18 protein-coding genes and 1 pseudogene are annotated in these 20,593 nt (G+C 41.7%); 7 read left to right on the top strand and 12 right to left on the bottom strand.

All coding sequences use genetic code 11. From position 1 onward, the window contains the following. Positions 1–21: 21 nt before the first annotated feature. Positions 22–1,332, bottom strand: coding sequence for an aminopeptidase P N-terminal domain-containing protein (locus tag V7K41_RS18685; protein ID WP_334850509.1), 1,311 nt, complete (start codon positions 1,330–1,332; stop codon positions 22–24). 412 nt (positions 1,333–1,744) lie between these two features. On the opposite strand from V7K41_RS18685, the gene V7K41_RS18680 reads away from it, so the two are divergent. Further along, entirely contained in the window at positions 1,745–2,095 is a 351-nt protein-coding gene (locus V7K41_RS18680) for an NUDIX domain-containing protein (protein WP_334850597.1), read from the top strand. A gap of 621 nt (positions 2,096–2,716) precedes the next feature. Beyond that, a complete protein-coding gene (locus V7K41_RS18675; RefSeq protein WP_334850508.1) occupies positions 2,717–3,958 on the top strand; it encodes an FG-GAP repeat domain-containing protein in 1,242 nt (413 codons plus the stop codon). A gap of 108 nt (positions 3,959–4,066) precedes the next feature. Here the strand turns inward: V7K41_RS18675 and V7K41_RS18670 are convergent, their stop codons facing one another. From V7K41_RS18670 to V7K41_RS18635, 8 genes and pseudogenes are all read right to left on the bottom strand, one after another. Continuing rightward, a complete protein-coding gene (locus V7K41_RS18670; RefSeq protein ID WP_334850505.1) occupies positions 4,067–4,834 on the bottom strand; it encodes an MBL fold metallo-hydrolase in 768 nt (255 codons plus the stop codon). Between the two features lie 3 nt (positions 4,835–4,837). Beyond that, on the bottom strand, positions 4,838–5,437 hold the full coding sequence (locus tag V7K41_RS18665) for an anthranilate synthase component II (RefSeq protein ID WP_334850504.1): 600 nt from the start codon (positions 5,435–5,437) through the stop codon (positions 4,838–4,840). Positions 5,438–5,887: 450 nt separating this feature from the next. After that, complete coding sequence (locus tag V7K41_RS18660; RefSeq protein WP_334850502.1) at positions 5,888–6,343, bottom strand: diacylglycerol kinase family protein; 456 nt, start codon at positions 6,341–6,343, stop codon at positions 5,888–5,890. A 153-nt stretch (positions 6,344–6,496) separates the two neighbouring features. Further along, positions 6,497–7,024, bottom strand: a complete 528-nt coding sequence (gene ybeY / locus V7K41_RS18655) for an rRNA maturation RNase YbeY (protein ID WP_334850596.1) — start codon at positions 7,022–7,024, stop codon at positions 6,497–6,499. A gap of 150 nt (positions 7,025–7,174) precedes the next feature. Then, entirely contained in the window at positions 7,175–7,330 is a 156-nt protein-coding gene (locus V7K41_RS18650) for a DUF3285 domain-containing protein (protein WP_104904774.1), read from the bottom strand. A gap of 130 nt (positions 7,331–7,460) precedes the next feature. Then, positions 7,461–8,583 (bottom strand): peptide chain release factor 2 gene (prfB, locus tag V7K41_RS18645; protein WP_334850500.1). Its coding sequence is split into 2 segments (ribosomal slippage): positions 7,461–8,510 and positions 8,512–8,583, totalling 1,122 coding nucleotides; the frame shifts between segments, so codons are not numbered across the junction. Positions 8,584–8,701: 118 nt separating this feature from the next. Next, a pseudogene (locus V7K41_RS18640) lies at positions 8,702–9,836 on the bottom strand (PCRF domain-containing protein). 131 nt (positions 9,837–9,967) lie between these two features. After that, complete coding sequence (locus tag V7K41_RS18635) at positions 9,968–10,696, bottom strand: Bax inhibitor-1/YccA family protein (RefSeq protein ID WP_334850498.1); 729 nt, start codon at positions 10,694–10,696, stop codon at positions 9,968–9,970. A 933-nt stretch (positions 10,697–11,629) separates the two neighbouring features. Between V7K41_RS18635 and V7K41_RS18630 the strand changes: the two genes are divergently transcribed. Continuing rightward, entirely contained in the window at positions 11,630–12,415 is a 786-nt protein-coding gene (locus tag V7K41_RS18630; protein WP_229498888.1) for an RNA polymerase sigma factor SigF, read from the top strand. Positions 12,416–12,494: 79 nt separating this feature from the next. Here the strand turns inward: V7K41_RS18630 and bchD are convergent, their stop codons facing one another. Further along, a complete protein-coding gene (bchD, locus tag V7K41_RS18625) occupies positions 12,495–14,522 on the bottom strand; it encodes a magnesium chelatase ATPase subunit D (protein WP_334850496.1) in 2,028 nt (675 codons plus the stop codon). A gap of 91 nt (positions 14,523–14,613) precedes the next feature. Here bchD and V7K41_RS18620 point away from each other — a divergent pair, with 91 nt between their 5' ends. The 4 genes from V7K41_RS18620 (at position 14,614) to rnc (ending at position 17,431) form a co-directional block, all read left to right on the top strand. Further along, positions 14,614–15,201, top strand: a complete 588-nt coding sequence (locus V7K41_RS18620) for a Uma2 family endonuclease (RefSeq protein ID WP_334850494.1) — start codon at positions 14,614–14,616, stop codon at positions 15,199–15,201. A gap of 54 nt (positions 15,202–15,255) precedes the next feature. Further along, positions 15,256–15,864, top strand: coding sequence for a hypothetical protein (locus V7K41_RS18615; RefSeq protein WP_334850493.1), 609 nt, complete (start codon positions 15,256–15,258; stop codon positions 15,862–15,864). Between the two features lie 557 nt (positions 15,865–16,421). Further along, positions 16,422–16,658, top strand: coding sequence for an HNH endonuclease (locus V7K41_RS18610; protein ID WP_334850491.1), 237 nt, complete (start codon positions 16,422–16,424; stop codon positions 16,656–16,658). Positions 16,659–16,744: 86 nt separating this feature from the next. Beyond that, a complete protein-coding gene (gene rnc, locus V7K41_RS18605) occupies positions 16,745–17,431 on the top strand; it encodes a ribonuclease III (RefSeq protein ID WP_334850489.1) in 687 nt (228 codons plus the stop codon). 249 nt (positions 17,432–17,680) lie between these two features. On the opposite strand, the gene ftsH2 is transcribed toward rnc, so the two are convergent. Further along, the gene (ftsH2, locus tag V7K41_RS18600; protein ID WP_334850487.1) at positions 17,681–19,567 is read right to left on the bottom strand and encodes an ATP-dependent zinc metalloprotease FtsH2; all 1,887 of its coding nucleotides are present in this window, start codon (positions 19,565–19,567) and stop codon (positions 17,681–17,683) included. Between the two features lie 426 nt (positions 19,568–19,993). Next, positions 19,994–20,488 carry a hypothetical protein gene (locus tag V7K41_RS18595; RefSeq protein WP_334850485.1) on the bottom strand — a complete coding sequence of 165 codons (495 nt, stop codon included), beginning with the start codon at positions 20,486–20,488 and terminating at the stop codon, positions 19,994–19,996. Positions 20,489–20,593: the final 105 nt, after the last annotated feature.

The following is a 20,593-nucleotide window of genomic DNA, read 5'->3' as shown; positions in this document are numbered from 1 at the left end:
GATGTCTACCATCCCCATTTTCTATCTTTCGATTTCATCTACAGCTTTGGGAACCCCCGCAGTTAATACCTCATGTCCCCCAGGTGTAACTAACACATCATCTTCAATCCGAATACCAATCCCAACCCATCGAGGATCGGTCTGTGGCTGGTCTTCTGCTAGTTTGGTATCCGGTACAATATATAGTCCCGGTTCCACTGTCAAAATTTGACCTGGTTGTAAAATCTGTGGTTTGTCTTCACCATGCTGATAAGCACCGACATCATGGACATCTAAACCTAACCAATGACTGGTACGATGCATATAATATGGTTTATATTTCTCTTCTTCAATTAACTTATCAATTTCACCTTTGAGAATGCCAACTTCGACTAAACCTTCTGTGAGAACGCGCACTGCTGTATCATGAACTAATTTGAAGGGATTACCTGGTTGGACTTGAGCGATCGCTTGTTTTTGCGCCTCCAAAACAATCTCATACAGCGTCTTTTGTTCTGGCGTAAACTTACCCCCCACAGGAAATGTCCGGGTAATATCCGAGTTGTAATAACCGTAAGCACAACCGGCATCAATTAGCAGTAATTCTCCATCCTGCATTTGACGATTATTTTCAATGTAGTGGAGTACACAAGCATTTACACCAGAAGCCACAATCGAAGGATAAGCAGGCCCTAAGCCACCCCGCACTCGAAAGATCCGTTCCATCTCCGCCTGTATTTCGTACTCATAACGTCCGGGTGCGGCGATTTCTTGAGCATAATTGTGTGCTTCAGTTGCGATCGCAGCTGCTTGACGCATCAATTCCAACTCAGCTTCGCTTTTGATCAATCTCATGCTGTTGAGGACAGGGCCAGTATCTTCAATAGCGATCGGCCCAGTACCGCGTTTAGGGTAAGTCCGCAGTAAACTTTGATAATGTCCCAGGATTTGGTCGTTAAAAGTGCGATCGCGTCCTAAGTGATAGTAAATCCGGCTAGCTTTTTCCAAATACTGCGGCAACTTTTCATCTAACTCACTAATAGGGTACGCTTCATCAGCACCATAAATTTCTTTTGCTGCATCTACCCCACAAAGATAACCAGTCCATACTTCCTTTTCGCGATCCTTTGGTTGGACAAACAGCACAAACCGATGTTCTGAATGATGCGGCGCTAACACTGCTACTGCTTGTGGTTCATTAAAACCAGTTAAGTAAAAAAAATCACTGTCTTGACGATAAACATACTCGACATCATTGTGCATTACTGCCATTGGCGCACTGCGAAAAATGGCTGTACCATCACCAATTTTTGCCATTAACTGCTCGCGACGCTGCCGATATTCTGCTTGCATAGTTGATGTACTTTTAAAAGTATTGTATTATTTGACACTTTTAGCAAATAGCAGATGCACAGATTATGCCTCTTAATAGTTGCTAATCTAAGTTATTCTAACCAATATTTGTTTCCACTTAAGTTATAAATCATTAGAGAAGAATTAATTATCTCGAAACACTTAGATTTTCTAGTTTTTAAACAACTCGGAAATCTTGTTGTTATCAAATGATTTAGGATATTCATGAAATAATTTATAACCCTTTATTTTATCTAATTTCTGGTATTTAATAAATCTCACAACACACAGTAAAAAATATGTTCGCTCAACATACAACAAAAAAAGCGATCGCTTACGTAACCAACAAAGATAAATTAATGGTATTTACACATACTGAGTTTCCTGAACTGGCGTGTAAGTACCTGCTGGTATTGAAGAAAGTGAGGAGCCATCTGAAACTGTACTGCGAGAAATTTATGAAGAATCAGGTGTTAAAGGAGTTCGTATCATTGAGCTATTGGGTATTTATCAATACAATATGACTCCCTATCGGAATGAAATTCAAGAACGTTATGTTTATTATCTCGAATTAACTCAGCCTACACCATCTACTTGGCGGCATTGGGAAATACATCCAAGTACGAGCAAAAACTCTATATCTTTTGATTTTTATTGGGTTAGATTGGATGGCTCAGATTTAGGTCTAGCTGGTGGTCAAGGTTATTTTTTATCTAAGCTTGTTGACAAAACAAAAAATAGTGGAGATTCAGCCAATACTTGAGATTAAGCGCCTAACGCACCGCCAGATAATATGGGGCGTTAGAGGATGTCTGAAAAGTTTTTTTGTATACACTTAACCCTTGCAGATCCCCCTAAATCCCCCGATAAATTGGGGGACTTTAAGACTTTTATTCCTTCCTTTTTAAGGGGAGCCAGCGCGGTCTTCTCCCAAAGGGAGAGGCTAACGCCAAGGGGGTTTCCCCTATGAGCGACTGGCGTGGGTTAGGGGGGATCAACAAATATTTGATATTTCTCAGACATCCTCTTAGGCTAAAGCCGTAACACACACTAGTTAAGATTTATTTTATAAATAGTGTCTTAAATATACAAGTAAATTTTTGATACAACATTTAAATGTCAAAGAAAATAAATAAAACAATCAAATTTTATCTATAAAATATCATAGATAAAATACAAAATAATATTTTTTAATTGTTTTTATAGAACTTGAAAACCTTAGAATAATAGTTTAAAATAAACAGATATTTATCTTCAGATATTGACATTAATAAAAAAAATAGTTATAAAGAAAAATTGAAACTCTGGTAAATGTTATTTCGTTACAGAAAAAGATTGGCAAAAAAAGTTAAAAGAATATAACAACCAATCATAAAAATAAACCATGTCTGGAAATCAAAATTCCTCATCTTTAGCTTTGAATACATCTCGATTAGTATCAGATTCTTTTGCAAAATCAGAAATATTGACAACTTCTCTTAAGAGTTTAAATTATGATTTTGGGTTTAGAAGTAAGAGTTCTTCACTAGCACTAGAAAGTGAATCGGTGACTGCGCCTGTTAAAATATCAGCAAATCCCAATCCTAATCCTTACTTAACTAGTGCGGCGATTACTCCTGACTTTAACGGTGATGGTAAGACAGACAAAGTTTGGGTCAATTCTTCAACTGGTGAGATTATCATTCGGTTGATGGATGGAACAACAGTTTTGGAACAGGGTTCTTTGGGTCAATTTGACCTATCCGCCTATGATTACAAAATTGCTGACTTCAATGCTGATGGCAAAACCGACTTCTTGTTACGCAATAAGACAACCGGTGAGAATAGCGTTGTCCTGATGGATGGAACTAAAGTTGCTAATGCAACTGCTCTAAGTAGCGTCGATCCAGCCTGGACTCCTCAGATTGGAGATTTCAACGGCGATCGCAAAACCGATATCTTCTGGCATAATGGCACAACTGGCGAGAACGCTATCTGGGAGATGGATGGCACTACTGTTCTGAATGCAACTGTTCTAGACACTACAGACGCGGCGTATACTCCTACCATTGTTGATTTCGACGGCAATGGCAAGAGTGACATCTTCTGGCGCAATCAGACAACTGGCGATAACGTCGCTTGGTTTATGGATGGTACGCAAAAGACTGACTTTGCTCTGCAATCCCAAGATCCCGCCTGGACTCCTACCCTTGGTGATTTCAACGGCGACTATAAGACTGATATTCTGTGGAGAAACGCTCAAACAGGTGAGAACAAGGTTTGGACGATGAATGGCATCTTAGTCACAGAAGGTGCTTTGGGCACACTTGACTCATCCTGGACTTCCAAAATTGGTGACTTCAACGGTGATGGCAAGACTGATATCTTCTGGCACAATGGAACCACAGGTGCGAACACCGCTTGGTTGATGGATGGCACAACAGTTGCGACTGAAGCTTTCTTACCAGCTAATAACGCGGCCTTGACACCATCCCTTGGCGATTTCAACGGTGATGGCAAGACTGATATCTACTGGCGCGATCAGACAGCAGGTACAGACAACATTTGGACTATAAATGAAACGACAGCAGTTGAGACTCCCATCAGCGACGCAGATAAGCTGCCTGGAGAGTGGTATACGTTCTAAAAGTTAGGGGCATGGGGCATGGGGCATTGGGCATAGCTGAATAATCAGTAGTTCTTATTCTGCCTCCCCTGCTCCCTCTGCTCCCTGATTCCTTCATTTCCCTACTGCTCAAAACTTATAACTCAAAACCTGAATTTCCCCTTTTTCCGGCAATTTACCAGGACTAATGGAAATACTATCTCCATTACTACGCCGCACTGTCATACCTTGCATCAAGGTCAGAAAATTATCCAGTGGCGAAAGATCGCACTTAGCAGCATCAGCCGCTTGTGTGCGGTAATGAGTCGGAATCACCAACTTGGGATTTAACACTTGAACAGCCTGCTTTGCTTCCTCAGCATTGTAGGCTTTTGCACTGCCTCCCACTGGAATAAATGCTACATCGGGACGCCCCATCAAGATTTTTTGCTCAATGGAAATAGGTGCAGCGGCTCCGCCTAAGTGTAGGATATTAATTCCGCCTTGCTTCCAACTCCAAGCGGTATTTGAGCCAAACTGCTTACCACTTTTGCGATCGTGGTCTATGGCAATTCCTTGGAATTTAATACCTTTAAACTCATAAACTCCTGGTTCGTAGATGAGTTTTGCATTTCCCGGTAGTACATCCACAGCACCTTCATCTAGCAGTTGGCTGCTAATCAGTACCAAATCTGCTGCAACTTTTGGGGGACGATACCCAGCTGTACAGCCGATTGAGCGAAATGGATTGACGAGAACTTTCGCACCACCACCAGTAAAAAGAAAGCAAGTATGACCCAACCACTGAACTGATAAACCGCTAGATTGTGCGTCAGCTTGAGATTCAGAACCCAAGGTAGTAACTAAAGCTGTTACCAACCCCGCCCCAGCATAGCCCATCAACTGTCGTCGTTTCATTAATTATGCTCTTGACTGTAACTGTTCCAGAAAATTTCGCAATAACTGTTTTCCTGAAGATGTCAGGACACTCTCTGGGTGAAACTGGACGCCCTGAATGTGAGGATAGTTCCGGTGTCGCACTCCCATAATGGTGTTATCTTCAACCCAAGCGGTGATTTCTAACACATCTGGGCAAGTCTCACGTTCGATTACCAAACTATGATACCTGGTGGCGGTTAAAGGATTTTCTAATCCCCGGAAAACCCCCACTCCAGTGTGAGACACTTGAGAGGTTTTGCCATGCATCAACTCTGGAGCAGAAATTATTTTACCACCGAACACTTGACCAATGCTTTGATGTCCCAAACAGACACCCAAAATTGGTAACTCTTGTCCTAGCTGTTCAATCAATTCTAAAGAAATACCAGCATCTTCCGGGCGACCAGGCCCAGGAGAAATAACTACGGCTTCCGGCTTTAATGCCTGAATCTCATCTATGGATATCTTGTCGTTACGAAAAACTTTAATATCATTCGCCACTGGGAACTCTGAAGCCAATTCTCCCAGGTACTGCACTAAGTTATATGTAAAACTGTCGTAATTGTCGATAACTATAATCAAAGTTTATAACTCCTAGCTTTTATCACTCATCAGTTGCAACAGCATAGACAAATATCTCATACTAAGTGAGTGGGCGTGAATAATTAAAGGTTTGTAGTAAGTGACTTTAGGGCTTAAAATAGAGTTACAGTGGGTTACTACGAACCCATTTAATTAATTTCACATTGCATAACATAGTTTGATTTATTCTTGCCTACTTATTTATTTGTTCGCTAGATGTAAAAATAACGCTAAAGTGGACACGTAAATATGAAGCGGCTACTCTACGATAAGCCACTTGTTCAATTCTAAATTGCTTATAATGTGTTCTCCAGGGGATCGGACGATCCTCTTATCGGCTCACTTGGCGATGCTTGCGGTGGTCACTGAGCTTTGTCGTACCACTTCGTGGAAGCAAGCTACGCGCAGCGTCTCGTAGAGAAGTGCGGGCTACGTCGGAGCAAATCACCTCTACAAAGCCGATATAATTAACCTTACCAGAGGAGGCAGCAATAGCGTACCTGCTACTAACATCGCTACGAAAGCAGAGACAAGCACTGCACCAGCCGCACAATCTTTAGCAATTTTTGCCAACTCATGGTATGTCTGCTTAACGGTTAAGTCTACAACAGACTCGATCGCTGTATTTAGTAACTCTAATGCCAAAACTAAACCACTAGTTATACCAATTACCGCAATTTCCACTGCTTCGAGATGCAAAAAAACGCTTAAAGCTATAGCCATTGCACAAACACTTACGTGGATACGAAAGTTACGTTGAGTTTGAAAACTATAGCTGATTCCAGCCCAGGCATATTTAAAACTAATAAATAAATTAGAGGCTACTTTCCAGGATAATTCCCGTTCGTTAGACACTAGTGTTTGTAACGAGGTAGGCGTTGGTGAGGGAGAAATTTTTTGGGACATAGACTTAAAAACACAAGAACAGAGTTGCTACAGTGGGAATATTCGCCGATCTTAATGGCAGAATTAAGTTTGAGGCAATCTTTAGGCAATTTTCCACAGAAGTATTATAAAAGTATTACCCAAAATTGACATTAAGAGATACATCAGCTACAGCTATTCCATGTCAATAGCAATACCTATTGCATTCAGCAATCCCACTTGCTGTTTTAACATTCGCTCCAAACTTTTTTCATCAGGATGATCCCAGCCCAACAGATGCAATAAACCGTGAGCAGCTAACCAGGCTAGTTCGGTTGGTAAGCTATGTTCCTGTTGTTGAGCTTGGCGTTGTGCTGTATCTACAGACACAATAATATCACCTAAATATAATGGTACAGAGGCAAGCATTTCTTTGCTTTGAGGAAAATCCACCTCCAAAGCAGCAAAAGCTAAAACGTCTGTCGGCTTATTTTGCTGACGATATTGAGCATTCAGTTCTTGAATTTGCGAGTCATCTGTCAAACGCAGCCCGATTTCATAACTTGGCGCTGGTGGAATCTGAGGCTGAAGTATTTCCAACCAGTGATTAAACCAGTTTTCCCAAGTTTCAGGAGTAATTCGGGCATTAGTATCGTCAATCTTTACAGATATTGTCGGAGACAACTCATAAAAATACTCCTCCACATATAGTTCAACTCTCAGGGGCACATAGTCTCCTTGTCTGAGGTTTACGATTTGTCGTTAAGACTGTCCTTTGTCATTGGTCATTTGTCCTTTGAAATATAAATGACTAATAACTAATGACTAATGACAACCCTCACCAGTAAAGATACAACTTAAAAGCGTAATAGCTTAGTGAGTGAGGTAAGCAAGACCAACAAGCAGAGCTAAAAGCCCTACAGCAGTCAACGCAAAATGCTTTAGGGAAGTTCCACCCTTCCGCACCATGTTTCGCATGGCGAGTTTGACGTAGCTAGGTTGAGGTTCTGTTGAAGGAGAGTTGCTCATAGTTATTTATCTACAGACTCTTTTATAACTGTAACAGTTGGTCTGGGATAGAATGGCGATCGCCCATATATTGCTAAGGCGTTTCTGTGTGAAACGCCTTAGCAATCGGGGTATTATGCAATGAGCGCCTCTATGCCGGAGTGTTTTCTACTAGTTTATTTTCTTGGCGCAGATAAGCTTGGATGAATGTATCAAGTTCGCCATTCATTATATCGCCAATCGCTGTTGTTTCCGTGTTTGTACGCAAATCCTTCACCATTTGATAAGGGTGAAACACATAGTTACGGATTTGGTTCCCCCAAGAGGCTTCCACCATATCACCACGAATTTCGGCAATTTCTTGGGCACGTTGCTCTTTAGCTATGACCAAGAGCTTTGCTTTGAGGCGATTTAAGGCTTTTTCTTTATTTTGCAGCTGCGATCGCTCTTCTGTACAGCGCACGGCAAGACCTGTAGGAAGGTGAACAATCCGTACCGCAGTTTCTACTTTGTTGACATTTTGCCCACCTTTACCGCCAGAGCGAGTTGTGGTGATTTCCAAATCCTTGTCTGGAATATCCAATTGCACAGAGTTATCTATCTGTGGCATTACTTCCACCCCTGCAAAACTGGTTTGCCGCTTACCGTTGGCATTAAAAGGTGAAATCCGCACTAAACGATGTGTACCCATTTCCGATCGCAAGTAACCATAAGCATAGCGACCAGTAATTTCTAGGGTTGCGGATTTTATTCCGGCTTCATCACCCTCCGACTCTTCAGCTAAAGTTACCTTGTAACCATGAGCTTCGCCCCAACGGGTGTACATTCGCATCAGCATAAATGCCCAGTCTTGAGCATCTGTGCCACCAGCACCAGCACTAATCGTCAGTACAGCACCTTCCGCATCATAGGGCCCAGAAAGTAACTGTTGTAACTCCCACTGATCCAGGTCACGATTCAGTTTAGTGATGGTAGATTCTGCTTCTTGGAGTAGTGCCTCATCGGTTTCTAACTCCAATAATTCAACAACTGCCTTAGTATCTTCTAGATTGGCGTGCCAGCGATCGTATTGCTGGAGATGGGCTTTCAGGTCGTTAAGTTCTTGCAGCGTTTGTTGGGCCTGGGTTTGGTCATTCCAGAATTCTGGCTGTGCTGATATTTTTTCGAGGTCTTGAATTTTGGCTGTCAGTGCAGGTACGTCAAAGATAGTCCTGGGTTTTACCCAGGCGGTTAGACAACGTTTCGATTTCGCGTTTGAGTTCTAAAACTTCCATAGTGCTTGCTGAATGATAGATAGAGCGCTTTTGATCGGAAAATTGCTCTTTTTATGTTTCTTGATTTTAGCTGTAGTTGGGCAAATTTTTTACGCACAACTTGTATAGGTTACAAAAGTTACTTGAAATTATCAAGCACTTCTTTCCCCACTGAAGTAGTGAGATTTAGCTGTTGCAGATAGGCTTTGATAAACAAATCAATTTTACCGTCTAATACCTCTGTCGCATTAGGTGTTTCTACATTAGTGCGTAAATCTTTCACCTTAGTGTAAGGATATAAGATATATTCCCGGATGAGCTTGTTGGATAGAGACTTTATCTGCCGGAGTTGAATTTCGTCAATTTGCTCGACATTTTGGGCTAATGCGATCGCAAACAGTTTACTCTTGAGAATAGCTAAGGCTTTCTCTTTGTTTTGCATCTGGCTACGCTCTTGGTTACAAGATACACTAATCCCAGTCGGAATGTGAACCATCTTTACCCATGTTTCTATTCGGTTGACATTCCCCCGATGGCGATAATAAGTAATTTCCAAATCCTTTTCTGGAATCTCAAAATCAACAAACTCATCTAAAATCGGGCTGACTTTTACAGTGGCTAGGCAAGTATGCCGTTTGCCATTACCACGAACAGGAGAAATTCGCTCTATTCTTGCATGAGTTCCTTGTTCCGATTTTAGTCAGCCATAAGCATAACGCCCTGTAATTTCTACGGTCGTATGTTTTACCCCTCCTAAATCACCTTCTGACTCTTGCACTAGATATACTTTATGGTTATGATTTACTGCCCAACGATGGTATAGCCGCAATAACATCGCTGCCCAGTCTTGGGCATCTATACTTCCAACCTCAGCAGTAATAGTTAAAAATGCGCCCTTTTGGTCGCAGGGACTGGACAGTAATTGTTGTATTTTTACTATTTCGAGTTCTTGCTGGAGTTGGGTAAGGTTGGTTTGTGCCTCTTGCAACAATTCCTCATCAGCAGATAATTCTAGTAGTTCTAGTGCAGCCTTGATATCTTCTAGAATGAAGTGCGATCGCTGATATTGTTTCTTTTTAGCGTTGAGGTCTTCAATTTCTTGAAGTGTCTGATAGAAAGTGACAGAATTATCCCAGAAAGTAGCTTGAGAAATTAATTGATTCAAGTCTTCAATTCTTGCACTCAGTTCTATCAGGTCAAAGACAGCCTTCAGCCTTGGTCAAGATATTAGACAACCTTTCTACTTCGCGTTTGATGTTTAAGAGTTCTAGCATAGTTTTGCTCGTTTGAGGCTGAACTTATCTAAATATTTTACTATTAAAACGATGAAAAAACCGTGGTTGCTAAAAATTCAACCACGGTTTTTACTTTGTAAAACTTTACTTTTGTTAGTGCCTACAGATACTTAATCGCGGCCATTTATGGCAATTAGCAACCGCAAGATAAAGACAAACAAATTGATGTAAGTAAGGTACATCGACAAAGCAGCAGGCAGATATTGGTCATCGCTGTAAGTGCGAGGCAAGATGTAGAAATCGACAACAGAAACCCCAACAAACAGAAACACCCCCAAACCAGAGATGGCGATTTCTAACCAATTTGGCGTATAAACCCCAAACATGGCAAACCCGAATTGAGCAAGGCACACAACCACCAAGGCAATAACGCCGAGATTGATGGTTTTCGTCAAAGCCATGCCATCTTGTTCAGAAAGATTTGAACCTATTTGACGGGCAACAATAAAGGTGACGCCACAACCAAGGGCAGCCAACCCAATACCTTGAATGCCAACACCTTGGGATCTCAAAGCGACAAATACTAAGCCACTGAGAGTATATCCAGATAAGAGGCTGTAGGTTGCTAACAGGGGTAGTGCAAGCCCCTTATTACCTTTTTGGGCAACATTTTGGGCAACAAAGAACAAAATTAACTCCAAAATCACCGCACCAATGAAGGTGGGAAAGAATATTTCGGGGTTAGTACGGATAACTCCCAAACCGCCGTAGGTTCCTAATGCCGTTAGCACTAATCCACCACCGACGTAGGGGAGGGCGTTGGCAATCACGTTTGGGCCGACGAGGGCGTGAGATTTAGCCTCACGGATAGCTTCACGAAAATTACTAGTATTGCTCATATTGAAAAACTGTTTTTTAGGAAAACGTTCTGCTTATTCCTATTCTTACCAATCTTTGGGGTTAACAGCCACGGATTTAGTTTTGTTACCAAATCTGAAGGGTGCTTTATGGTTAAAAGTTTGAGTCGTCAGTCTCTAAGGATTCCAGAGGATCTTTAATACTGACAGCATACTCTTTAGCCTTAATTGCAAAGGGGAAAAGCAATGGTAGAACAACATCATTTGCAAAATCAGGTCAGCGACTCCTTAGAGAATGAACAAACTGGGTAGCTTGTCGCCTGCAATTTATGCAAGAAGTCTATTGAATGGAAATGTTTCCCAATGCCCAGTTATATCATGTTCGGTAAAAGACTTATCATTAAGAGCGCAGTTCTTGCTGGGGGCTCTTAGCTGTGGGAAAGAGGGTTTTAAGATTTTTGCATAGATGCCCGGAATAATAACTAATCAAACGGACATGATATTAAGTACAAATCTCCATAAAAATGAATCGTAATTCTGTTTTTTGTACCTTGGGTTTTGTTCTTAAATCCAACTGCCATTTGGATTTTTGACCTTTTTTAATGACGGTGCGTAGTAAGAGATAAAATTGCCCAGTCTCTTTTGCGATTAATTCAGTACCGATCTACTTGCACTCAGTATGACTGATAGGTATTAGGTCAGTCATGCATTTTTCGGCATAAATAGCTAGTTTTTGTTGCAAAAGCTCAAGATTATTTACCATTCAACAGTTATATAAAAAGCAAAAATAACCTGTAACAGAGAGGTTCACAAAATCATGCGTACAAATACTGAATTGTAGAGTTCGACTCCTGATAAGTTCAGTGAAACGACGATGGCTTATTCTGCCTTGACTAACGAAAATAATGACAGCTTAGAAGAAAATATACGCAACTCCATTTTCTCATAAATAGGAGTTACAACAAAGGAATGTATATGGCAACAAGTGAGTCCTCTTTACGAACTGATGGTATCGAATTATTACACTTGTACCACCAGAATCCTTCTATTAAACTTCGTAATAAACTTGTACAGTTACATACTGGCTTAGTACGGAAGATGGCTCATAAATTCAGCCATCAATGTAATGAACCTTATGAAGATTTAGAACAAATCGGTTATTTTGGTTTGATTAGGGCAATTGAGCGCTTCGACCCTAGCCAAGGATATGCTTTTAGTTCCTTTGCTGTGCCATATATTCGCGGTGAGATGCTGCACTTTTTGCGCGATCGCAGTACTCTATTAAAAATTCCTCGTCGTTGGCAAGAATTATATAATGAAGGACAAAAGATTCGCAAGGACTTATCAATCTCTTTAGGTCGCCCGCCCAAGGATGCTGAAATTGCCAGCCAACTTCGGGTATCTGTACAAGAGTGGCAAGAAACCAAGTTAGCTGCTCAAAACCGGATGCCCTTGAGTTTAGATGCAACCGCAGTTAACTATGTTGATTGCCAAATAACCTTGGGTGAGGCACTTCCTTGTCCTCGTTCTCATGTACTTCTGCAACAAGAAGAAGAACGCCAACAACTCCAAGGCGCAATAAATATGTTGGAAGAAAAGCCCCGTATGGCAGTTGAAATGGTATTCTTGAAGGAACTTTCTCGCAAGGATGCTGCTAAAAATATTGGCACCAGTCCAATGACAGTAACGCGCTATCTGCAAAAGGGAATCCAAGATTTGATTTGCTATTTACAACCACAAGTAATGCCCACCGGATCGTAGTCGTGCTGAGTCAAAAATCCAATGACTCAATGACAAATGACTAATGACTAATGACTAATGACTAATGACTAATGACTAATTATCTAGATTTTAAATCAGCGATCGCACCTTTGGTCATGGCAGCAATAGCTTGGTCTGTCGCTTTCGGCAAATGATAATATTTACCGCCTGCTGTTTGCGATAATTCCTTAGCAAAGCCCGTGGACACAAATTTACTTTCTGTATCAATTACTAATAGTTGCATACCTAAAGCCCGGATTCTCGCAGCAATTTCTAATAATTCTCCTTTGATATCTGGCTTTTCTCCTGGTTCTAGCTCTTCACCCAAAGAACGCGCTAAGGGAATATTACCTCGCCCATCGGTGATTGCGACAAGGACAACTTGCCCAATATCTCCACTCATCTGAGCATTTAAGCCGACGCGCACAGCTTGGGTTAAACCATGCGCTAAGGGCGAACCCCCACCACAGGGCAACCTTTCCAAACGGTTACGCGCCAAAGCAATAGAACGTGTTGGAGGCAATAATACCTCTGCCTGTTCTCCTCGGAAGGGAATTAATGCTATTTGGTCGCGGTTTTGATAAGCTTCTGTCAACAGTTGCATCACCGCACCTTTAGCCGATTGCATTCGATTCAAGGCCATTGAGCCAGAAGCATCTACCACAAATACTACCAACGCCCCTGCTTTGCGTACCAGGCGTTTCGAGCGAATATCAGCCTGTTCGACAATAACTTTTCTATCTGGGTGTCTTTCTCTTCGTGCTTTTTGATAAGGAGCCGCAGCTCTCAGGGTGGCATCTACTGCAATGCGTCGCGCTTTCCCCTTGGGCAACATTGGCTTAATGTAGCGTCCTCTGTCATCAGAAAAGATGACACTGCGACTACCAGATTTACCTTGCCGCTTCGCCATTTGAGTAAAGTAAAGCACGCTGTCATCAAGAATTACCCCTTCCGGATCAAAGATAAACTCTTCCGGGATGCTGGGGGGTTCTTGCTCTTGATTTTCTTCCTGTTCTTCTTGTTCTTCCTCTTCTGATTCATCTGGAGGTTCTTCTTGATTCTCTGGTGGAGGCGGAGGCGGAGGTGGTGCTTGTTGTTCTGGTGGTGGTGTCTGCACAATTGTGGCGCGTGGTACAATCACCAATTCCACAGCACGGCGCAAATCTTCGGCATTCACTGTTGTTCGTCCCTCTAAAGCCGCCGCCGCCTTGGCAACCCGCGTGGCGAATAACTCGGCGCGATGTCCCTGAACTCCGCCGCGAATTGCCTCATCTACTAAGTAGGCAATTTGTTCATGGGTGATGGTTACTTCTTTCAACCATTCCCGCGCCAAGATGATTTGGGTTTTGAGTGAGTCTAAATCTTCGTTGTACTGTTGGAGAAAATCTTGGGGAGATTTAGAATAGGCGATCGCAACCTCTACTGCTGCTACTCTTTGATCTAAGCCGAGTACACCGTCAGCAGAGAGTGCGATCGCAATTCTATCTAGCAAATGCTCCCGTAATCCGCCTTCTTCTGGATTATAGGTGGCTATAAATAGGGATTTGCACGGATGCTGAAAACTAATCCCTTCCCGTTCAATCTGGTTGCGTCCCTCAGATAATACTGTTAAAAGCTGATTTGATATTTGATCATCTAGTAAATTAATTTCATCTACGTACAGTACACCTCGGTTAGCTGTAGCGAGTAAACCGGGCTGAAAAATAGTATCACCTTGTTTTACTGACTTTTCAACATCCACGGAACCGAGGAGTCGGTCTTCTGTGATACCTAGAGGAATTTGCAAAAAAGGTGCGGGAATGATTTCGACGGGAACATCTTGAATATCTTTGTCTGCGTACTCCGCTAAAAGTTGATCGTCCCATTCTTCTGGGTAGTTGGGGTCGCAATTACTGATTGAACCTTTGACAACTTCAATGGGCGGTAGTAGAGCGTGGATAGCACGAGCCATTACAGATTTTGCCGTACCGCGACGGCCTGCGATCGCTACTCCCCCCAAACCAGGATCGACTGCGGCTAACAGCAAGGCTAATTTTATTGCTTCTTGACCGACTACGGCTGTCAAGGGAAAAGCAGTGATGGTGGGATTGATAGTAGGCGCAGGCATTGTTTGCTTTCATAGCGAGTCTCGGCCTTTAGCATACCAATTTCTGACACATTTAGAATAAGTATTATGGCAATGAGACAAAGGTAAGGTTATGAGTATTGCTCAAGCTAAACGCTTCACACTGAATGAATACCACAGGCTTGGAGAATTGGGCTTTTTCCATGAAGATGACCACATTGAATTAATTAATGGAGAAATTATTCAAATGGTAGCCAAAGGTACAGCCCATGAAACTTGTTTAAGAAAACTGTTGAAGGAACTCCCCAAAATACTGGGAGACAAAGCTACTTTGCAATCTCAAGCCCCGATTGCTTTGCCGCCTAATAGCGAACCTGAACCAGATTTTGCGATTGTTCAAAACCGTGCTGATGATTATCTGTCGGCTCACCCTAAACCTGCTGATGTTTTATTGGTGATGGAAGTTTCAGATTCTTCTTTAGCTTATGACCAAGATGTGAAAATCCCTCTCTATGCTCAAGCAGGTATTGCTGATTATTGGATTTTCAATTTATTCGATAATTATTTGGAATGTTATAGTGAACCATATCGGGATAATCAAGGTAAGTTTGTTTATTTAAATAAGCGAATTTTCTTGTCAAATCAGGTGATAAATTTTCCTTGTTTTCCTGAGTTATCTCTTAATTTAGCTAGGGTGTTTCCGCCAAAGCTGAATTTTTAAACTTTGTTATACGAATGAGATAGGATTCAGTCATAAGATAAAGGTGTAAATTTTATGGCTTATAGTGATTTTAAACTTATTGAAATCATTGATTTTTTTGGTTTAGTTATCCACGAGTTATCTGGACTATTTGCAAGCGTACAAGAGCAAGAATGTAGTGATTTATTATCTACAATTCTTAAAGAGAATGTCGATTTAGCAGTAGCTATCAGTACAGAAAAAGCTCGAAGTGAAATGATAATTAGTCCAATATTGTTAGAAATTAGACGCAAATTTAATTATGAAATCAGTTTATTTTCAGGAGTCGATTTTACTGTTGATAATCAAAGAGGACTAAATGGCTTTTGTGATTTTATTTTGAGTCTTTCTTCAGAGCAGTTGTTTATACGTAGTCCGGTGGTTGTTTTAGTAGAAAGTAAAAATGAAAATTTGAGGTCTGGTTTAGCGCAATGTATTGCTGAAATGGTAGCTGCTCAGTTATTTAACGAGAGAGGTGGAAATCAAGTCAAAGCTATATATGGTGCTGTTACTATCGGTACGCTCTGGCAATTTCTCAAGCTTGAGGGAAATGTAGTTTCGATTGATTTGAGTGAATATTATATTAAGGATATTAAGAAAATTTTAGGTATTTTATCTAGTGCGATCGCGCAAAGTAAGCCGTAAATTATTTATTAACTATAATATTATTTAAATATAAAAAATTTACAGTAAGCCCTTTCAGAATAACCAGGATAAATACGGATATTCAAATAATATTTTTCTAGATAAATCAGGTGATACGCTGATCTTGTTTTCCTGATTTGTCTTTCGATTGAGATCGTGTATTTTTGCCAAAGGAGTAAGCTTTTTCAAGGTGGTAAGTAAAAAATTTGGCCCTAATCCCTTGACATTACGTAAATTTTTAGTTTATATTCGCTATCAAGGCAAATAAGAACTAAGCTAACAGATAAAGTTAGTGGCCGCGTCTATAAAACTCACCAACCGTTTAACGAGCGTAATAGTCATTGTTATTTACGCTAATTTTACGGCTAACGATTTTTGTGCTGTACGCGCCCTTTAACTTTCAATCGGTGAAACTCATAAAGTTTTTGCTGATTGTAAGCATAAGTGTTGTTATGGGAATTTCTAGTTATGAATTCCTATTTAAAACTCTAGATTTATACTGGATAGCTGATGTTCCATTGCTTTTACAAACAAAAAGCAAAAGGAAACTAAAGCAAATGAATTCTAAGCAGAAGTACAACAAGAAACAGCAACTCATTGATTTGTATGGCCCTAACTGTTGGTGGTGTGGTCATTGTATAACAACAGATAAACTGACCATTGAACATCTTTTTCCTAAAAGCCGTGGCGGTTCCAATTGTTTAGAAAATCTAAGACTCGCTTGTTTAACTTGCAACCGTTCTCGTGGAAATAGTCTGTTTCCACCTGGCTGGAATAAAGGTAATTGTGTCTAAATAATACCTGAATTTCTCAGTTATTTTCTTATGGGCTGGGCATCCCGCCCACCCTTCCATTTGATTGACAAATAAAAAAGTATAAAATGCACAAACTTTTGATTTTCAAAAATGAAAAACTTCTGCGGCAAGCGCTTACCCACCGTTCTTATGTCCATGAAAATCCTGGAGAAGGCGAACACAATGAACGTCTAGAATTTCTGGGTGATGCTTTGCTAAACTTCTTAAGTGGCGAATATCTATATAGTTGTCATGCAGAAATGGGAGAAGATGAATTAACACGGCGGCGTTCAGCGCTGGTAGATGAGAAGCAATTAGCAAAGTTTGCTGAAGAGGTAGGTTTAGACTTTAGGATGCGGTTAGGAAAAGGCGCAATTCGAGATGGAGGCTACCAAAATCCTAATTTGCTCAGTAGTACCTTTGAAGCAGTTTTTGGTGCTTACTATTTAGATAATGATTCCAATATCGAAACAGTTCGCGCAATTATAGAACCACTATTTGATTCTGTTGATCCTAAGCATATAATTGTATCTCGTTCTAATGTAGATTCAAAAAACCGCTTTCAAGAATGGGTGCAACGCAACGTTACTCCAAATCCCCCCAAATATTTCACAGACCAAATAGGAGGCCCTTCTCATGCGCCAGAATTCATAGCTAAAGTATTGGTCGATGAAAAAATTTACGGAGAAGGTAAGGGACGTAATAAAAAAGATGCAGAAAAAGCTGCTGCTGAAGATGCGCTAGCTAAGTTGAAAAAACAAGGTTTGTTATAGAGTTTATGGGTTCATAAATTTTGATAATTTTAAAATTAGAAGCTTCCTAACACTGAAAAACCTCAAAAAAATGAGGATGGTATACGCCATCCCCATTTTACTTTTTTAGGACTTACGCAAAAACCCTCTCAAACTCTCATTTCTCCGTGAACTCTGCGTCCTCTGTGGTTCGTTTTCCGTTACTTGTGCGTAAGTCCTATTTTTGTTACTTTACTCATTTCCAGATGGTATCTAGAAAAAAGTCAACTATTACAGTTGTGGTACGTACTGCTGCTTCTCAGGGACTTCAGCGTACTCAGCTACAATCTGGCGGAATTCTTCGCCGTCAATGGTTTCCTTTTCAATGAGCAAATCTACTAAGCGATCTGTAACAGTGCGATGGTCACGGATGATCTTCTTAGCATTGTCGTAGCACTGCTCAACAATTTCCCTAACTTGTCCATCAATGCGGGAAGCAATGGATTCGGAATACTCAGATCGGGTTGTCCAGTCACGACCCAAGAATACTTCTCCCTGCTGGCTTTCTAACGACAGTGGCCCTAAGTCGGACATCCCGAACCGAGTCACCATTTGCCGTGCCATTCCCGATAGCTGCTGCAAGTCTCCACCAGCACCAGTTGTGACTTCCGCAGCCCCAAAAATCACCTCTTCAGCGGCGCGACCACCCAAAGCACCAGTAATTCTGGCTTTCAACTGAGAACGAGAAATTAACCCCTGTTCTTCGTTGGGCGTAAACCAAGTTAAACCCTGTGCTTGTCCGCGTGGAATCAGGGTAACTTTCTGTACTGGATCATGGTCTTTTAACAAAGTCCCAACTAAGGCGTGTCCAATTTCGTGGTAAGCAATCAAACGCTTGCTCTTGCTATCTACCAAGGGAGTACCTTCCATCCCAGCTACTACCCGATCCACTGCATCATCAATTTCGCGGAGGGTGATCGCTTCTTTGCGTCTTCTAGCAGTGAGAATAGCTGCTTCGTTGAGTAAATTGGCTAAATCAGCACCAGTAAATCCAGGAGTGCGGCGAGCGATCGCATCTAAAGATACACTAACGTCTAGTTTCTTATTCCGCGCATGGACTTGCAAGATTTCCAAACGCCCTTTGATATCAGGTGCATCGACTGTTACTTGTCTATCAAAGCGACCCGGACGCAACAAGGCTGAGTCTAGTACGTCAGGACGGTTGGTAGCAGCAATAATAATGATGCCTGTATTCCCTTCAAACCCGTCCATTTCGGTGAGCAATTGGTTGAGGGTTTGCTCTCTCTCGTCGTTACCACCACCGATACCAGCACCCCGTTGCCGTCCTACAGCGTCGATTTCATCGATGAAAATGATACAGGGGGCGTTGTCTTTGGCTTTCTTGAACAAATCGCGGACGCGGGATGCACCTACACCAACGAACATTTCCACAAATTCCGAACCAGAAATACTGAAGAAAGGTACGCCTGCTTCGCCTGCGATCGCTTTTGCTAATAAAGTTTTACCAGTTCCAGGAGGCCCAACTAACAGCACTCCCTTGGGAATCCGTGCGCCCACAGCGGTAAATCTTTCTGGCTGCTTCAGGAAGGTGACGACTTCTTGCAGTTCTTCCTTAGCTTCTTCGATTCCGGCTACGTCGTCAAATTTGACGCCGGTTTTTGCCTCCATTTGGAAACGTGCTTTGGATTTGCCGAAGTTCATTGCTTGACCTGGGCCGCCGGGGAGGTTGCTAGAACGCCGGAACAAAAAGAACAGCCCAGTAATCAATAAAACTGGAAAGATGAGATTGCCCAACAATCCCCAAATTGCGCCATCATTCCGCATGGGGTGAGCATCAAAACTAATATCTTTTTCTTTGAGCTTGCTAATTAACTCAGGAGCGTTAACAGGCAAATCTACACGCCACCTTTGGACACGATTTTCCAGGTCTGGATCGCGGGCTTCTATAATTGCTGTCCTACCGCCTTCGTAAAGATCCACACTGCTGACGCGATCGCTGTTCAAGTATTCTAGAAAGCGACCGTAAGTCATGCGAGTATTGGCTGCATTTTTACTCATGTCGGCAGGAGCGCCTGCAAACGCCCCTTGCCAGAAGAAAAAGCCAATTACCAAAGCCGGCAACGTCCAGAGTGCTACGACTTTCCAAGAGAATTTCATTTTAATTTGCCTCTAGATGCCTATACAACTCGTTAGCTCTAGTAACCTAAGTTCATCACTCCGTCACTTTAAGCTGTTAAACGGATGTTTATAAATCCATTTTGTTTAATTTGATCTCTTACATACACTGCCATAAAGCAATTAGAGCATTATGGCGATGCCAACAAGAATCTTAATCAAAGTTAACTTAATTTTAATACAATATCGCACGAGAAAAGAGAGCGCAACGGAATGCAAAGACAGAGAGAATTTCTCCAGAATGCTCCTGGTATCGTTTAAGCCACTCTCAATGATGGTTGTGGAGACTGGGGACTGTGGACTGGGGACTAGGGAGACAAGGGGACAAGGGGGAATTATTGAACACAGCCTCTCCTTTGTCTCCCCCCTCTTCCTTGTCTACCTTGTCTCTTCTCCATGCCCAATGCCCTACTTTACTTCTGTAATTTTTAGAGTGTAAGGAAGATACTTGCCTTTTTCGTAGGAACCAACCCAAATTTGGTAACTTCCAGGTAGCCATTCACCAATAATGCCAGCATTTTTGCCATCAAAATCGTCATTACACCAAGTACCACCAGGCCCTTTGATAATCATAGTGGTGTCTTCAGGACTTTGCACTTGCAATTTCAGGTAGTCAAATTTACTTGTTAACGCTAATGTGTGGTCTGGTGTTTCATCAACAAATCCGGTACAAGGGCCAGTGGCTGTTTCGCTTCTCCCACCTACTTGACTCCCAGATATTGAGCCACCACTCATCCCGCGAACTGTTAGGGGGTCTGGTGAAAACTGAGGGCTAATGGTGACATCTCCAAATATCGTTGGCGCTTCCTGAGCATCAACCGCAGCATTAACTGTGGATGTGATGAAGATCGTAGCTATTATAAACGATAATCTCATCCCTCTATTGAGCGCTTTTGTCGGCATTGTAATTACGTTTGCTTCTAAGTGTTTTTGAAGACATTAATTTTACACACCAAGTTCCCAACATGAGGAGAATTGACTAACTATTTTAGATGTGAAATTGGGGAT

It is taken from the genome of Nostoc sp. (assembly GCF_036917415.1).
Lineage (GTDB): Bacteria > Cyanobacteriota > Cyanobacteriia > Cyanobacteriales > Nostocaceae > Nostoc.
The sequence above is the reverse complement of the archived record's forward strand: the minus strand, read 5'-3'. Positions and strand labels throughout refer to the sequence as shown.

Bases quoted from the DNA above. Each gene is read 5' to 3' on its own strand.
- V7K41_RS18685 (WP_334850509.1), bottom strand. From the start codon at position 1,332: ATGCAAGCAGAATATCGGCAGCGTCGCGAGCAGTTAATGGCAAAAATT.
- V7K41_RS18675 (WP_334850508.1), top strand. From the start codon at position 2,717: ATGTCTGGAAATCAAAATTCCTCATCTTTAGCTTTGAATACATCTCGA.
- V7K41_RS18670 (WP_334850505.1), bottom strand. From the start codon at position 4,834: ATGAAACGACGACAGTTGATGGGCTATGCTGGGGCGGGGTTGGTAACA.
- V7K41_RS18660 (WP_334850502.1), bottom strand. From the start codon at position 6,343: ATGTCCCAAAAAATTTCTCCCTCACCAACGCCTACCTCGTTACAAACA.
- V7K41_RS18650 (WP_104904774.1), bottom strand. From the start codon at position 7,330: ATGAGCAACTCTCCTTCAACAGAACCTCAACCTAGCTACGTCAAACTC.
- V7K41_RS18635 (WP_334850498.1), bottom strand. From the start codon at position 10,696: ATGAGCAATACTAGTAATTTTCGTGAAGCTATCCGTGAGGCTAAATCT.
- V7K41_RS18630 (WP_229498888.1), top strand. From the start codon at position 11,630: ATGGCAACAAGTGAGTCCTCTTTACGAACTGATGGTATCGAATTATTA.
- bchD (WP_334850496.1), bottom strand. From the start codon at position 14,522: ATGCCTGCGCCTACTATCAATCCCACCATCACTGCTTTTCCCTTGACA.
- V7K41_RS18620 (WP_334850494.1), top strand. From the start codon at position 14,614: ATGAGTATTGCTCAAGCTAAACGCTTCACACTGAATGAATACCACAGG.
- V7K41_RS18615 (WP_334850493.1), top strand. From the start codon at position 15,256: ATGGCTTATAGTGATTTTAAACTTATTGAAATCATTGATTTTTTTGGT.
- V7K41_RS18610 (WP_334850491.1), top strand. From the start codon at position 16,422: ATGAATTCTAAGCAGAAGTACAACAAGAAACAGCAACTCATTGATTTG.
- rnc (WP_334850489.1), top strand. From the start codon at position 16,745: ATGCACAAACTTTTGATTTTCAAAAATGAAAAACTTCTGCGGCAAGCG.
- ftsH2 (WP_334850487.1), bottom strand. From the start codon at position 19,567: ATGAAATTCTCTTGGAAAGTCGTAGCACTCTGGACGTTGCCGGCTTTG.
- V7K41_RS18595 (WP_334850485.1), bottom strand. From the start codon at position 20,488: ATGCCGACAAAAGCGCTCAATAGAGGGATGAGATTATCGTTTATAATA.